Source organism: Pseudomonas campi, assembly GCF_013200955.2.
Taxonomy (GTDB): Bacteria; Pseudomonadota; Gammaproteobacteria; order Pseudomonadales; family Pseudomonadaceae; genus Aquipseudomonas; species Aquipseudomonas campi.
The window spans coordinates 1,911,740-1,926,459 of sequence record NZ_CP053697.2 but is presented as its reverse complement, the minus strand read 5'-3'; the positions used below and the strand labels follow the sequence as shown (position 1 = coordinate 1,926,459).

The 14,720-nt window shown below is 63.1% G+C and carries 11 protein-coding genes; 5 read left to right on the top strand and 6 right to left on the bottom strand.

All coding sequences use genetic code 11. The features are described 5' to 3' along the window. Window positions 1-25: 25 nt before the first annotated feature. Window positions 26-1,234: an ammonium transporter gene (locus HNE05_RS08885; protein WP_173205800.1), complete on the bottom strand. Its 1,209-nt coding sequence runs from the start codon at window positions 1,232-1,234 to the stop codon at window positions 26-28. A 542-nt stretch (window positions 1,235-1,776) separates the two neighbouring features. Here HNE05_RS08885 and HNE05_RS08880 point away from each other — a divergent pair. Next, a complete protein-coding gene (locus HNE05_RS08880) occupies window positions 1,777-2,940 on the top strand; it encodes an EAL domain-containing protein (RefSeq protein ID WP_173205797.1) in 1,164 nt (387 codons plus the stop codon). 18 nt (window positions 2,941-2,958) lie between these two features. On the opposite strand, the gene HNE05_RS08875 is transcribed toward HNE05_RS08880, so the two are convergent. Further along, window positions 2,959-4,071, bottom strand: coding sequence for a GGDEF domain-containing protein (locus HNE05_RS08875; protein WP_173205793.1), 1,113 nt, complete (start codon window positions 4,069-4,071; stop codon window positions 2,959-2,961). A gap of 198 nt (window positions 4,072-4,269) precedes the next feature. On the opposite strand from HNE05_RS08875, the gene HNE05_RS08870 reads away from it, so the two are divergent. The 3 genes from HNE05_RS08870 to HNE05_RS08860 all read left to right on the top strand — a co-directional run bounded on the left by HNE05_RS08870 (window position 4,270) and on the right by HNE05_RS08860 (window position 9,708). Further along, the gene (locus tag HNE05_RS08870) at window positions 4,270-5,601 is read left to right on the top strand and encodes a deoxyguanosinetriphosphate triphosphohydrolase (RefSeq protein ID WP_173205790.1); all 1,332 of its coding nucleotides are present in this window, start codon (window positions 4,270-4,272) and stop codon (window positions 5,599-5,601) included. A gap of 7 nt (window positions 5,602-5,608) precedes the next feature. Further along, window positions 5,609-6,658 carry an FUSC family protein gene (locus HNE05_RS08865; RefSeq protein ID WP_173205787.1) on the top strand — a complete coding sequence of 350 codons (1,050 nt, stop codon included), beginning with the start codon at window positions 5,609-5,611 and terminating at the stop codon, window positions 6,656-6,658. Window positions 6,659-6,753: 95 nt separating this feature from the next. After that, the gene (locus HNE05_RS08860; RefSeq protein WP_173205785.1) at window positions 6,754-9,708 is read left to right on the top strand and encodes an HD domain-containing phosphohydrolase; all 2,955 of its coding nucleotides are present in this window, start codon (window positions 6,754-6,756) and stop codon (window positions 9,706-9,708) included. A gap of 553 nt (window positions 9,709-10,261) precedes the next feature. On the opposite strand, the gene HNE05_RS08855 is transcribed toward HNE05_RS08860, so the two are convergent. Further along, a complete protein-coding gene (locus HNE05_RS08855; RefSeq protein WP_173205783.1) occupies window positions 10,262-10,603 on the bottom strand; it encodes a YggL 50S ribosome-binding family protein in 342 nt (113 codons plus the stop codon). A gap of 236 nt (window positions 10,604-10,839) precedes the next feature. Between HNE05_RS08855 and dacB the strand changes: the two genes are divergently transcribed. After that, complete coding sequence (dacB, locus tag HNE05_RS08850; RefSeq protein WP_173205781.1) at window positions 10,840-12,270, top strand: D-alanyl-D-alanine carboxypeptidase/D-alanyl-D-alanine endopeptidase; 1,431 nt, start codon at window positions 10,840-10,842, stop codon at window positions 12,268-12,270. 24 nt (window positions 12,271-12,294) lie between these two features. Here dacB and HNE05_RS20460 read toward each other — a convergent pair whose 3' ends face one another. From HNE05_RS20460 to HNE05_RS20450, 3 genes are all read right to left on the bottom strand, one after another. Next, window positions 12,295-13,848, bottom strand: a complete 1,554-nt coding sequence (locus HNE05_RS20460; protein WP_240008837.1) for a sensor domain-containing diguanylate cyclase — start codon at window positions 13,846-13,848, stop codon at window positions 12,295-12,297. Between the two features lie 119 nt (window positions 13,849-13,967). Next, window positions 13,968-14,510: a CHASE domain-containing protein gene (locus HNE05_RS20455; RefSeq protein ID WP_240008836.1), complete on the bottom strand. Its 543-nt coding sequence runs from the start codon at window positions 14,508-14,510 to the stop codon at window positions 13,968-13,970. Next, entirely contained in the window at window positions 14,479-14,706 is a 228-nt protein-coding gene (locus HNE05_RS20450; RefSeq protein WP_240008835.1) for a hypothetical protein, read from the bottom strand. Before HNE05_RS20450 ends, HNE05_RS20455 begins: the two co-directional genes overlap by 32 nt. Window positions 14,707-14,720: the final 14 nt, after the last annotated feature.

Below are 14,720 nucleotides of genomic sequence, written 5' to 3'. Positions count from 1 at the left end.
CGGGCTTCTTTAATTACAGGTGGACTCAGTCCTGGGTCGTAGCGCCAATCTTGTGGATCGACAGATCGGCACCGTAAAACTCCTGTTCCTGGCTCAGGCGAATGCCCACTACCAGGCGCAAGACCCCGTAGATCAGGAAACCACCCGCCAGCGCCACCAGCACACCCAGTGCCGTACCCAGCAGTTGGCTGATCATGCTGACGCCTCCCAGGCCGCCCAGCGCCTGCTGGCCGAAGATGCCGCAGGCAATCCCACCCCATACGCCGCACAGGCCATGCAGCGGCCAAACCCCGAGCACGTCGTCGATTTTCCACTTCACCTGGGTCGCGGTGAACGCCCAGACGAACAGCGCACCGGCAATCGCGCCAGTGGCCAATGCGCCGACCGGATGCATCAGGTCCGAACCCGCGCAGACCGCCACCAGGCCAGCCAGCGGGCCGTTGTGCAGGAAGCCCGGGTCATTGCGACCGATCAGCAGGGCCGCCACGGTACCGCCGACCATCGCCATCAGCGAGTTGACCGCGACCAGGCCGCTGATGCTGCCCAGGGTCTGTGCGCTCATCACGTTGAAGCCGAACCAGCCGATGATCAGGATCCACGAGCCCAGCGCCAGGAATGGGATGTTCGACGGCGCGAACGCCACCAGGCGACCCTCGCGATAGCGGCCATCACGCCGCCCGAGCAGGATCACCGCGCCGAAGGCCAGCCAGCCGCCGACCGCATGCACCACCACCGAACCGGCAAAATCATGGAAAGCCGCGCCGAACTGCTCGGTCAGCCAGGCCTGGAAACCGAAATTGCCGTTCCAGATCAGCCCCTCATAGAAGGGATAGACGAAGGCCACGATCAGCACCGTGGCGCAGATCTGCGGGCCGAACTTGGCGCGCTCGGCGATCCCCCCGGAGATGATCGCCGGAATCGCTGCAGCAAAGGTCAGCAGGAAGAAGAACTTGACCAGTCCGTAGCCGCTGCCGGCGGTCAGCACCGAAGCCGGTTCGAGGAAGGTGACGCCATAGGCCACCCAGTAGCCGACGAAGAAGTACGCCAGAGCCGAGACGGCGAAGTCGGAAATGATCTTCGACAGCGCGTTGACCTGGTTCTTGTGGCGCACCGTGCCCACTTCAAGGAAAGCGAAGCCCGCATGCATGGCCAGCACCATGATCGCGCCCAGCAGGATGAACAGGGTGTTGGAGCCGTGGATCAGGGTTTCCACGGCACTGTTGAGGTTTTCCATCGCAACGAAAACTCCAGCGTTCTGGAAAAGCACCAAAGCAGTTCATCACCACCAACAATCGCACCATCCTGATGCCACATTGCACCAGATAAGGCCCCTTACGAGACCTCAAATGGCGCAGCGTGTATTGGCAGAACAAACAGTTTTTTAGCGTTTTTCTATATTTATCATTGAGTTGAGGTGCAAGCCGAACGCTCCATCCTTGGCAGGAAACGCACGCTAAAAGAGCACCGCAACAGCTTTTCGCACCAAGCAAATGCAATAGCTATACCAGCCGCGCCATCCAAGACTCGCCAGTCATCCCGCAACGGCCACCCGCCGGCGTTACTGGCACCAGCGCAGTGCGCCATCACCCCCTGATCCACTAAGCCGCACCGACGACTACAGAGGAGGCCTCACAAGTGCCGAGCCAGACCGATCGGCACCCACGACAAGCGCTAAAAAAGTTGTCCATCTGAACAACTGGCCACAATCTTGCTTTAGCTGCACGTCCTCATACCGCCCGCCACCCGCGCCCTGCGCCACCTACCAAGGAATACACCGTGATCGACGGGCAACCGCTCGCCTCTTTTCAGCCGTTCATTGATACCGCCACGGGGCGCATCGCCGGTGTCGAGGCGCTGGGGCGCCTGCGCCAAGCAGACGGGCGCCTGCTCTCGGTCGGTCCATTGTTCGTCGACCCCAAAATGTCTCCCAGTGTGTTGCGGCGCCTCGATCGACAGATTCGTGATGACGCCCTTTCACGCCTGCCCGAAGTCCCCGAGGACTGGTTTCTCAGCATCAATATCTCGCCGCGCTGGATCAGCCGGCTGCGCCCCAACCAGTCACTGCCCAGCCTCAAACAGCTGGAAAGGCATGGCGTGGCGCCGGAGCGCGTGGTCTTTGAAATCACCGAACTGGGCGGCGGTAACCAGAAGCTGCAAGACGTCGTGGCCCGCTACCGCGAAGCCGGCGCACGGATAGCCATCGACGATTTCGGTGCCGGCTATTCACAGCTCGACCGGGTACTGGCGCTGCAGCCGGACATCCTCAAGCTGGACATGCGCCTGTTCCAGGCAGCGGCTCGCGGCGGTCCCAGCGGTGAAGTGGTCAAGGCGCTGGCACAGATGGCCGAGAAGACCGGCTGCTGGATCATCGCCGAAGGTGTGGAAACCGAAGCCGAACTGGATTTTGCCCTGGAGTGCGGGGCGCGCTATGTGCAGGGTTACCTGTTCGCCAAGCCCGAACTGCAGTTCCCCGCGGCCGATGCCTTTGTCGCCCGCTTCGCTACCCTGCGCGACCAGTATGTACAGCACAAGCTGGCCGAACGGGCACGCCTGATGACCCTGCGCCAGCAGCTGACCGAGCTGATGAACCTGGTCAAGGACTGGGCCGAAGGCAACGCACCGAGCACCGCGCTGCCGAACCCTGCCGGCTACCCCTGGCTGCTGCGCCTGTACCAGTGCGACCGCCACGGCACGCAGATCACCCCGAACCTGCAGTGGAACGGCAATACCTGGCTGGAAGACCCACGCTACCTGGGCCACAACTGGTCATGGCGCCCCTACTTCTATCAGTTGCTGGCCGAAGGCTGGGAAGAGCGTCGCCTGACGCTATCGAGCACCTACCGGGATGCCACCACCAACCAGTACTGCCTGACAGCCGGGCAGTTCATCGACAACGGCCGCCGCCTGCTATTGCTGGATATCGACGCGGCCGGTCTCTGAGCTGCGTCAGGCGAGCTGCTAGATCAGAATCGGCCGGGTGAAAGGCGCCAGTTCCATGCGATTGCGGCCATTCTGCTTGGCCCGGTACAGCGCCTTGTCAGAGCGCTCGATCAGACCGGGAATACCTTCCTGCAGGTAGTACTGCGCCACACCGATCGACGCGGTAACCCGGAAGTCTGGCGGCAGGCCCTCGAAGCGGGTGCCAGCCAACGCCTCCTGGATACGCTTGATGCAGTGCTGGGCCATCTCCAGCGAGGTCTGCGGCAGGAACAGCAGGAACTCCTCGCCGCCATAGCGAGCCAGGAAGTCGGTACTGCGCAGCAAGGGCTCGATGGTCGCGGCAAAGGTTTTCAGCACCGTATCGCCAGCCGCATGGCCATAGTTGTCGTTGACCCGCTTGAAGTGGTCGAGGTCGAACAGGCACACGCAGAAGCCACCGCCGCCACGGTCGGTGCGGTTTTTCTCGTGACCGAGCATTTCCAGCAGGTAACGGCGGTTGTACACGCCGGTCAGCTCGTCATGGGTAGCCAGCTCGGTAACCTGCTGCAGCACTTCCTGCAGCTGGGCATTGCTGGCCATCAGCTTCTTGCGCAGGTCACTGATACTGCCACCGAGAATGGAGATGAACGGCAGGAAGGCGGAGAAGCTGCACCAGAGGATGACTTCCACCGCTAGATTGAAGCGCTCTCCTTCAATCTCGCGAACCAAGGGCATAGTCAGGGCATAGGCGAGGATAGTCAGCAGGCTGAGGATTAGCAGTTGACGGGTATGCAGCTTGAAGCAACCGAACACCATGATGATCACCAGCACTACCAGATAGGCACCGCGCGCTTCGCCGGCATAGAGCTGGGTGAACAGCACCAGGATGATCGCCGCGACCATCTGCGCCATGGTCATGCTGGGATCCCTGAAGCGCAGGCTGAAATTGCTGCGGATTGCCAGGTAAAAGCCCAGGTTGAACACCACGGCGTAAGCGGCCCAGGTGTACATGACCCAGGCCGGAGAAATGCCGTTATAGAGAGAAACGCCTTGTGGCACGGCACTCAGGACATACATGGCGACGCTCATCAGCAAGCGACGGATGCGCAATTGCTGGTGCGAATCCACGGGCAAGGCAGTGCCTGGGGTCACGACTGATATCTCTTGTTATTGGTTTTATAGGTAGCTTTCTGACCATAGCATTCTGCCCGCAATCTTCAAACGCTCGCTTCAATACCACCCGTCGCCCACCCGGCAGCAGCGGGAAAAACGCTCTGGTACAGGCCCGCTACTTGCAGCCGCCTCGCTGAACAACGAAGCTAGCCCTCACCCCACCGGCGAGGACAGCCCTTGGACTGGCAAACACTGCTCACCCGCGAACGGCTCGGCAAACCGGTACACAGCCCGGACGAGCTGGGCCGCAGCCCGTTTCACAAAGACCACGACCGCATCATCTTCTCCGGCGCCTTTCGCCGCCTGGGACGCAAGACCCAGGTGCATCCGGTCTCCAGCAATGACCATATCCACACCCGCCTGACCCACTCACTGGAAGTCAGCTGCGTCGGCCGTTCGCTGGGCATGCGCGTCGGCGAGATGATCCGCGACGAGCTGCCGGACTGGTGCGACCCGGTCGATCTTGGCGTGGTCGTGCAGTCTGCCTGCCTGGCCCATGACATCGGCAACCCGCCGTTCGGCCATTCCGGCGAAGACGCCATCCGCCACTGGTTCCAGCAGGCCGCCGGGCGCGGTTGGCTGGATGCCATGAGCGAGGCCGAACGCTGTGACTTCCTCAATTTCGAGGGCAACGCCCAGGGCTTTCGCGTGCTCACCCAACTGGAATACCACCAGTTCGACGGCGGCACCCGGCTGACCTACGCGACCCTCGGCACCTACCTTAAGTACCCCTGGACCGCACGCCACGCCGAGGCCCTGGGCTACAAGAAGCACAAGTTCGGCTGCTACCAGAGCGAGCTGCCGCTGCTCGAACAGATCGCCAGCAAGCTCGGCCTGCCCCTGATCGAGGACCAGCGCTGGGCGCGCCACCCGCTGGTGTACCTGATGGAGGCCGCCGACGACATCTGCTACGGCCTGATCGACCTGGAAGACGGCCTGGAAATGGAGCTGCTCGACTACCCGGAAGTCGAAGCCCTGCTGCTCGATCTGGTCGGCGACGACCTGCCGGAAACCTACCGCCTGCTCGGCCCGCGCGACTCGCGCCGACGCAAGCTGGCGATCCTGCGCGGCAAGGCCATCGAACACCTGACCAATGCCGCCGCCCACGCCTTCGTCGCCCAGCAACCGGCACTGCTGCGCGGTGACCTGCCCGGCGACCTGGTCGAGCACATGCACGGGCCGGCCAAGCGCTGCGTGCAACAGGCCAAGGCCCTGGCGCGGGAAAAAATCTTCCAGGACAAGCGCAAGACCCTGCACGAGATCGGGGCCTACACCACCCTGGAAATCCTGCTCAACGCGTTCTGCGGCGCGGCCCTCGAACAGCATGGCGGCGGCAGCCTGTCGTTCAAGAACCAGCGCATCCTCGACCTGCTCGGGCACAACGCGCCAGACCCGAGCTGGCCACTGCATCGGGCCTTCCTGCGCATGATCGACTTCATCGCCGGCATGACCGACAGCTACGCTACGGAAATGGCCCGGGAAATGACCGGGCGTTCCAGCCCGGTATGACGAGACCATGAAGAAACCGCAACAGCGCAAGCTGGCCTGGCATTCCGGGCCACCGGAATGGGGGCCAGGCATCATTGCCGGGCTGGGCTGCGCTTTGCCGCTGTTGCTGGGCCTGCTCAGCGGTCACCCGGGGTTTCTTTGGGCCTCGATCGGCGCCTTCCTGGCCGCCCAAGCCAACCCGCTGCACCGCTTCGGCATGTTCCGCCTGTTGCTGCTCACCCTGCTCGGCGCCCTCAGTGCCGGGCTGGGCTTCTGGTCGGCGACCGAGCCGGTACTGAGCTTTGTCCTGTTCGCCCTGTACGGTTTCATCCTCGCCTGGTTGCAACGCTTCGGCAGCGAAGCCGGCAAGCTGGGCATCTCGTTGGCCGTGTGCCTGTGCCTGGGCCAAGGCCAGTTCGGCATCCTCAACCTGAAGAATGCCGATGCAGTCGCCGCCCTGTTCATCCTCGGCGGTCTCTGGGTCGCCCTGCTCGCCTTCGGCCTGCGCGGCCTGCATGGCCTGCGCATGTGGCCGTACATGCCGCGTTTCGTCAGCCTGTTCCGCGTGCTCAGGCGCTATGCCAAGCGCCTACCCGAACAGCGCTGGCGCCTGCACGCCCTGCGCTGCACCCTGGCCTGTGGCGCGGCCGGGCTGATCGTCAACCTGGCCGACCTGCCCCGTGGCTACTGGCTGACCCTGGCACTGATCGGCACCCTGCAACTGGAGTTCAAGGGCAGCCTGGTGCGTGCCCTGCAGTCCAGCCTGGCCAGCCTGGCCGCCGCCGCGCTGCTGATTTACCTCGGCTATAGCCTGCAAAGCCCGCCACTGATGGTCGCCACCCTGCTGCCGCTGATCGTGCTCAGCCGCACCCTGCAAGCTCACAGCTACAGCCTGTTCGTGCTGCAGGTGACGCTGAGCTTCGTGCTGCTGGCGGAAAGCCTGTCTACCGACTGGCAACTGGCGCAGATGCGCCTGTTCAACAGCCTGATCGGCGTGGCCCTGGCACTACTGGTGGCACTCTTGGTCTATGGACTGGAGCAGCACCTGCTGCGCCGCCAGGTAGCGGCACCCAGCTGAAAACTTGTACCGAGTGAGCCGCGCCCACGACAGCCAGGGCAAGGCTTCACTATGCTTTGCCCAGATCAACATGCAGTCGACGGAGTGAAGGCAACATGCGGGCACCCAGCCAAGGCCAAAAGCGTCGTTTCCCCCTTCACGTGCATATCGGTGTGCTATTCACCCTGCTCTTGGTCAGCACGGGGGTAGTACTGGGGATTTTCAACTACCGCCAGACCAGCCAGATCATTCTCTCCAGCAGCAATCAGCTGTTCGAGCAAATCCGCCAGGAGGTCGAATCCGACCTGCGGTACACCTACCAGCCAATTCGTCACCTGCTCAGCCTGCTGGTGCTCAACGAGCAAAATCAGGCCAGCGATGCCTACCAGCGCATGGACCTGCTGCCGGCCTTCGCCCAGGCTTTGCGCGACAACCCGAAACTGGCCTCGTTGTACCTCGGCTATGAGGATGGCGACTTCTTCATGGTGCGCCACCTGCGCACCGCGGCGCTCAAGCAGCGCTTCGATGCCCCGGCCAATGCCGCCTACCAGGTCTGGACCATCGACCGCAGCGGCGAGGCCCGCCCCGTTTCCGAGTCGCAGTATTTCGATGCGGACCTGCAATGGATCAGCCGCCGGCAGAACCTCAAGGAGATCTTCGACCCGCGCACCCGCCCCTGGTACAACAGCGCCGTTGCCGATGGCGAACAGATCACCACCGAGCCCTATGTGTTCTTCTCCACCGGTGTGGTCGGCACCACCCTGGCCCGCCTGAGCCGCAACAAGACCGTACTGGCGGCCGACCTGACCCTCGCCGACCTCTCCGAGACCCTGGCCAAGCACAAGGTCACGCCGTCCACCGAAGTGGTGCTATACCGTCCGGACGGCGCGGCGGTGGCCTATCCCGATATCAACCGGCTGATCGTCAAGAATGGCACCACCCACCTGGCCCAGGTCGAGCAGCTCAGCCCGGCACTCGGCGAACTGTTCGCCCGTGGCCTGCAACAGGACAAGCAAGGTGCCATGCAACTGGCCAAGCGGCGCTGGCAGGTGTCCTACACCCAACTCGCTGAAGGTGGTCCCAACGGCCTGCGCCTGGCCCTGCTGGCGCCGGAAGACGAGCTACTGGCCGAGGCTTACCGCATCCGCTGGCAGGGCGCGATGCTCACTCTGACCATCCTGCTGCTGTGCATTCCTCTCGGCTGGCTGATGTCGCGCATTCTGGTGCGCCCGCTGCGCGCCCTGGTGCTGGAGGCCGAAGCGATCCGCAGCTTCAATTTCGACTACCCGGCCAGCGGCCGCTCGCCGGTGCTGGAGGTGGACCAACTGGCCGTGGCCATGGCCAAGATGAAGGACACCATCTCCAGCTTCCTCGACATCACCGCCAGCCTCTCCGCGGAAACCCGCTTCGACGCCCTGCTACGCCGGGTACTGCGGGAAACCGTCGACCTCAGTGAAGCCAGCGGCGGCCTGCTCTACCTGCGGGACAGCAGCAGCGGCCGTCTGGAGCCCCACGGCCTGTTCCTCGGCGGCGAGCAACACAACGTCGAGGAACACCGCATCCCCGGTTTCGATCAGGGCGATCAATCCATACCAGCCTGGCTGGAACAACCGGCCCAGGGCGGCGACAGCCGGGTCGCGTCGATCGGTTTCGACCAGGCCGGTGGCTTCCACAGCCTGCTGCACACCCTCGACAGCCCGCGCGTGCACCTGGTCTGCACCGGCCTGCACAATCGCCAGGGTGAAACGGTTGGCGTGCTGATGCTGCTGCACCGCGATACCGGCGATGAGGCCGAGCTGGCCATGTTGCGCCCGGAGCGCATTGCCTACGTCGAGGCGGTGTCCGGAGTGGCGGCGCTGTGCATCGAGAGCCAGCGTCTGCTCGATCAGCAGAAGAAACTGCTGGACGCCTTTATCCAGCTGATCGCTGGCGCCATCGACGCCAAGAGCCCCTACACCGGCGGCCACTGCCAGCGCGTGCCGGAACTGACCCTGATGCTCGCCCGCGCCGCCGCCGAGAGCGAGGCGGAGCCGTTCCGCCACTACCAGCCTGACGACGAGGAGTGGGAGGCCCTGCATATCGCCGCCTGGCTGCACGACTGCGGCAAGGTCACCGTACCCGAGTACGTGGTGGACAAAGCCACCAAGCTGGAAACCATCTATGACCGTATCCACGAAGTACGCATGCGCTTCGAAGTGCTCAAGCGCGATGCCTGGATCGCCTACTGGGAGGGGCTGGCCAAGGGTGCTGACGAGGCGCAGCTGAGCAGCCTGCGCGATGCCACCCTCGCCGCGCTGGACGACGAATTCGCCTTTATCGCCCGCTGCAACCTGGGCGGCGAAGCCATGGCCGAGGCCGATCTGGAACGCTTGCGTAGCATCGGCACACGCACCTGGACGCGCACCCTGGATGATCGCCTCGGTGTGTCCTGGGAAGAGAACCAGCGCCAGGCGCGCACCCCGGCGCCGAGCCTGCCGGTGCAGGAGCCACTGCTCAGCGACAAGGCCGAACACCTGCTGGAACGCCCGGCCAGCGAGCTGATCGCCGACGACAACCCCTGGGGCTTCAAGCTCGAGGTGCCGCAGTACAAACACAACCGCGGCGAGCTCTACAACCTGGGGATCGCCCGCGGCACCCTGACCAACGAAGAACGTTTCATCATCAACGGGCACATGGTGCAAACCATCCGCATGCTCAGTTACCTGCCCTTCCCCAAGCACCTGGCCAACGTCACCGAGATCGCCGGCGGCCACCACGAGAAGATGGACGGCACCGGCTACCCGAAACGCCTGAAGCGCGAGGACATGAGCCTGCCGGCACGGATGATGGCCATCGCCGACATCTTCGAGGCGCTGACCGCAGTGGATCGCCCCTACAAGAAGGGCAAGACCCTGACCGACTCACTCACCATCATGGCCGGCATGTGCCGCGGCGCCCATGTCGACCCAGAGCTGTTCGGCCTGTTCGTCAGCGCCGGTATCTACCAGAGCTACGCCGAGCGCTACCTGCGCCCGGAGCAGATCGATGAGGTGGATGTCGCGGCGATCCTGGCCAAGGCGGGTCTGGCCTGAGAACCTGTCTACGATCTCTTGATCGTCGGCCATGCTGCGTTGCAATGCAGTAGAAGCCAAAGGCTGGTCAATTAGGCTCGGAAAGTCGCTTGCGACTAACGCGCTTCAGCGCGGCCCGAAGGGCGAGTGAAACGAGTCCTGCTCATTTACAGCTCGTAAACTCCGCACCCTCGCCCAATTGATTCGCTGGCGCTTACCCTTCGGGCCAGCCTGCGGCTGTTACTCCCGCTGGTCGTTGCGCCTTGCCTGGCTCTAGCTCAAAAGATCGTAAACAGGCACTGAGAACCTGTTTTCGGCCTCGGAAACTCCCCTCTCCCACTTGTGGGAGAGGGGCTGGGGGGAGAGGGCATTGGCCCTGCCACCCCCTCCCCAACCCTTGGAGTTGGCTTCCTGCGTTGTAGCCCGGATGCAATCCGGGAGCGGAGCTGCCTGTTTCCCGGATTGCATCCGGGCTACGACTGCGCAGCGCGTTTCAGGCAAATCCCGCGCAACAAAAAGCCCGACCTGAGTCGGGCTTTTTTTGGCTGGCAGATCACCCTGCCGAGCAGGAAAATCAGGCCGGGTTGACCGAATTTTCCGGGTACCACACGTCCATCAGCGGGCTCAGGGTGAAGCCGGTCAGGTCGCTACGGCCTTTCAGCCAGGCTTCCAGCTTGTCACGCTGCTCGGCGCTGACCGAGCCGCGTTCGGCCAGGCAGACGAAACCGTAGTCATCGCCACCGACATAACCCAGGCCGTTGCTTTCGACGGCATCACGCAGGAAGGCTTCGACGAAGCTGTCCATCTCGGCGTCGGACAGGCCGTCGCGGAAGCTCAGGGTCAGCTCGCAGCCCAGCTCCTGGAATTCATCGACGCAGAGTTTCTTGCGCAGACGACGGGAACGGTTAGTGGCCATGTAAAACTCCTCAAAACTCATAGAAATAACCGGCGGCACTCTAGCAGCTTGGCGTCATTCCCGCCTGTCTAACCGACGCAAAGCGGGAAAAAACCATAACAAGCGGTCAGTTTCACCTTAGTGCAGAAGCCACGGTGCGCTGCCTTGGGGCATAATGCGCGTCATTCTCAGCACACTTGCAGTGGCCTGGCTAAAGGCTCTGCGCATTTTTTCGCCCCAGTCTCCGGGCCTGCCAAATGATCAAATCACTGCGTTCCCTGCTTCTCGTCAGCGCTCTGCTGCCACTCGCCCTACCCACCTTCGCCGCCACCAGCACAGTGCTGCCGCCCAAGGTGCAAAAAGCCATGAAAGCCAACAAGCTGGGCAACAACAGCCTGTCGCTGGTGGCCATTCCGCTCAACGGCCCCGGCACCAGCATCGTCCACAATGCCGATGTCTCGGTGAATCCGGCCTCGACCATGAAACTGGTCACCACCTACGCCGCCCTGGAACTGCTCGGCCCCACCCACCAGTGGCAGACCGAGTTCTACACCGACGGCCCGCTGAAAGGTGGCGTGCTCAACGGCAACCTCTACCTCAAGGGTGGCGGTGATCCCAAGCTGAACATGGAAAAACTCTGGCTGCTGATGCGCGACCTGCGCGCCAATGGCGTGCAACAGGTCACCGGTGACCTGATCCTCGACCGCAGCCACTTTGTTCACCCGCAGCTGCCCAGCTTCAACGACGACGGTGGCGACAAGAACAAGCCATTCCTGGTCGGGCCGGACTCCCTGCTGGTCAACCTCAAGGCCGTGCGCCTGATCACCCGCACCTCCGGCGGCAAGGTCAGCGTGATGATGGAGCCGCCGTTGACCAACGTGCGCATCGACAACCAGGTCAAGGCCTTGCCGGCCAGCAAGTGCCCCGGCTGGCCGGATGTGCGCTTCAACCCGGTGACCCAGTACGACGGCACCACGCTGATCGTCAGTGGCAAGCTGGCCGAAGGTTGCAGCGCGCAGAGCTATCTGGCCCTGCTCGATCACCCCGCCTACGCCGCCGGCGCCGTGCGGGCCATCTGGCAGGAGCTCGGTGGCAGCATCCTCGGCAAGGACCAGGTCGCCAATGTGCCCAAGAGCGCCCGCCTGCTGGCCCGCGCCTATTCGCCAGACCTGGTGGAGATCATTCGCGACATCAACAAGTACAGCAACAACACCATGGCCCAGCAGCTGTTCCTCAGCCTGGGCGCGAAGTTTCGTGATCGCGTCGATACCGACGATGCCAAGGCCGCCCAGCGGGTCATCCGCAACTGGCTGGCGCGCAAGGGCATTACCGCGCCGCACCTGGTGATCGAGAATGGCTCCGGCCTGTCGCGCGCCGAACGGGTCAGTGCGCGGGAGATGGCCGCCATGCTGCAAGCTGCCTGGCAAAGCCCCTATGCCGCCGAGTTCATTGCCTCGATGCCCCTGGTCGGCATGGATGGCACCATGCGCAAACGCCTAAAGCGCACCGGCATGGAAGGTCTGGCTCATATCAAGACCGGCACCCTGAACAACGTACGCGCCATCGCCGGCTATACCCGCGACGCCAAGGGCACCACCTGGGCCGTGGTGGCGATTCTCAATGACCCTCGCCCCTGGGGCGCTTCAGCGGTGCTCGACCAGGCGCTGCTGGATATCTATGGTCGCTGAGTAAAGGGCCTGTTGAGTAAAGGCCTAGGGCATGACCTGCAAACGGTCGCGCCCGGCCGCCTTGGCCTTGTACACCGCAGCATCCACACGACTCAGCAGGGCCGCACTGCTTTCGCCAATGCGCCAGGCTGTTACGCCGAAGCTGGCCGTGACGATGCCGACTCCATCCACTGGCTCATTGCGCAGTATCTGCCACAGTGCCTCAGCCAGAATCAGCGCCTGATCCTCACTGGTAGCTGGCGCCAGCACGATGAACTCTTCGCCACCCAGGCGACAGAACACATCGATGTTGCGCAGGCGCTGGCGGATGCGTTCACACACCGCCTTCAATACCCGGTCGCCGGTGTCATGACCGAAACGGTCATTGATCAACTTGAAGTGATCAATGTCCAGCATCACCACGGCAGGCCCCTGAGCGGACTGTCGTTTAGCCCGGGAAATCTCCATTTCCAGGCGCTCCTGAAAATAGCGCCGGTTGTAGGCCCCAGTCAGGGTGTCGGTGATCGACAGGGTACGCAGCTCCTGCTCTACCAGTTTCGGCCCGGTAACATCGGTCAGGTAGCCATGCCAGAGAACGCGGCCATCACTCAAGCGCTCAGGTGAAGCCTCGCCACGCAACCAGCGCAAGCCCTGACGCGGCAACAGCACACGGTACTCCTCGCGCCAGGGAGTCAATTGCTCCGCCGAGGTCAGCACACTGCGCTTGACCCCATCGAGATCCTCCGGGTGAATGCGCTGGAAGACCCCCTCGCCGTTCTGCCGCAGGCTTTCCGGCTCGATCTCATAAAGCGCACGCAGGCCCAGGCTGGCATAGGGAAAACAGGACGTACCATCGGTGTTGAGCTGGTACTGGTAAATGGCTCCCGGCACGTTGGCAGTCAGCTTTTCCAGCAACTCATCACGCGCCTCAAGTGCCTCGCGGCTATGTCGCGCCTCGGTGATGTCGATGGCAATACCGAGATAGCCCACCAGTTGTGCATCGGCATCGCGCACTCCGGTGACGATCAGATTGACCACCAGCTGGCTACCATCCTGGCGCACATAGGTCCATTCACGTTCCACATGGCCCTGCTGGCCAGATGCTTCGGCGACAAACACTTCGAAACCGGAAACGGGCCGCCCGAGCTTCAAGCTGATATCCCGGGAACGCTGCTGCACTTCTGCTGCCAGGTGGATGCGCTCCGGGGTAGTCTGGCCGATCATGTCCTCGGCGCGGTAGCCGAGCATACGTTCGGCGCCGACATTGAAGGTCTGGATGATGCCGTCCAGGTCGGTCGCGATGATGGAAACCTGGGTGGCCGAATCCAGTACACCACGCAACTGGCTGTTTACTTGCGCCAGCTCGCTTTCGCGCTGACGCAATGCTGCCGTCTTCTCACGCACCAGCAGTTGGGCGCGCTGGCGCTGGCTGGCCAGGCTGAACAACAACGCAGCCAGCAGCAGGGTCAGCAACATCCCGGAAGTCAGCACGATGGCCAGGCCACCGAGGGTGGTATTGGCCTGCAGGAAAACCTCGCTCGGGCGGATACTCAGGGTGTAGCGGCGATCCGCCAGTTGCAGCTCACGGGTGTGCAGCAAGCGGCTCTCTGGTGCAGGTTCCTGGGCCGAGCGATAGTGCAATATTTGCCCATCCAGCCCACTGATATCGCGCAGTTCCAGGCTGAGGCTGAGGGCATCCTCGCTGTTCTCATGACCGCTCAGCAGTTGCTGGAGACTGAAGGAGGCCAGTACATAGCCACGCAGCGCTGCGCCGGATCCTCCGGCATGGCGCCACGATAGACCGGTGCGGCCAGAACCAGACCATCTTCGGCAACAGACGTGGCAAGAAAGCGGAGAACCCCAGAGGCCGCCATGTTGCCGCCCTGGCCGGCCCGCTGGAGGGTATTCAGCCGTTCGGGTAATGCGGCGACATCCAGGCCCAGAACCTGCTCAGCCTTCAAGTGCACGGAGTCAATGAACAGGATAGGGAAGTACTCGGCACGTCGCCCAGCCACCTTTAAAACCCCGCGGCTGACCAGGTCACGGATCTGCAAGTCAGGCACGCCCAGCGCCACTGCGCCGGTCTCGAACGCCTGCCGCTGTGAGTCAGTGACCCGAGGCACCCAGGTGTAGGAGAAGGCGTGCTGCGGCAGATCACCGACATAACCGCTGAATTCGCTATGGGTCACCTGATCGGCATTGACGAAGAAGCGCCGAATGCCATCGAGCTCATGCGCGCGCGCAGCAAAGTCGTCCTGCATCGAGCGATGCCCGATCCTTGGCGACTGCATCGAAGCGCTGCTCCAGCTGGTGCTGGTAGAAATTGCTGAGCAGGGCACTCAGGCCGAGGGTCAGCGCCAGGCCGCCCAGGCAGACGATGCCGGCCAGCAGCCAGGCCAGGGATGTATCCCGCAGGGGTTGGGTACCTTCGGGCGAGTTACTGCGCCATGCCAACATGCAAGCTCGCTCAT

Coding starts and splice junctions, on each gene's coding strand:
- dacB (WP_173205781.1), top strand. CDS start 10,840: ATGATCAAATCACTGCGTTCCCTGCTTCTCGTCAGCGCTCTGCTGCCA.
- HNE05_RS20450 (WP_240008835.1), bottom strand. CDS start 14,706: ATGTTGGCATGGCGCAGTAACTCGCCCGAAGGTACCCAACCCCTGCGG.
- HNE05_RS08865 (WP_173205787.1), top strand. CDS start 5,609: ATGAAGAAACCGCAACAGCGCAAGCTGGCCTGGCATTCCGGGCCACCG.
- HNE05_RS08860 (WP_173205785.1), top strand. CDS start 6,754: ATGCGGGCACCCAGCCAAGGCCAAAAGCGTCGTTTCCCCCTTCACGTG.
- HNE05_RS08885 (WP_173205800.1), bottom strand. CDS start 1,234: ATGGAAAACCTCAACAGTGCCGTGGAAACCCTGATCCACGGCTCCAAC.
- HNE05_RS08855 (WP_173205783.1), bottom strand. CDS start 10,603: ATGGCCACTAACCGTTCCCGTCGTCTGCGCAAGAAACTCTGCGTCGAT.
- HNE05_RS20455 (WP_240008836.1), bottom strand. CDS start 14,510: ATGCAGGACGACTTTGCTGCGCGCGCGCATGAGCTCGATGGCATTCGG.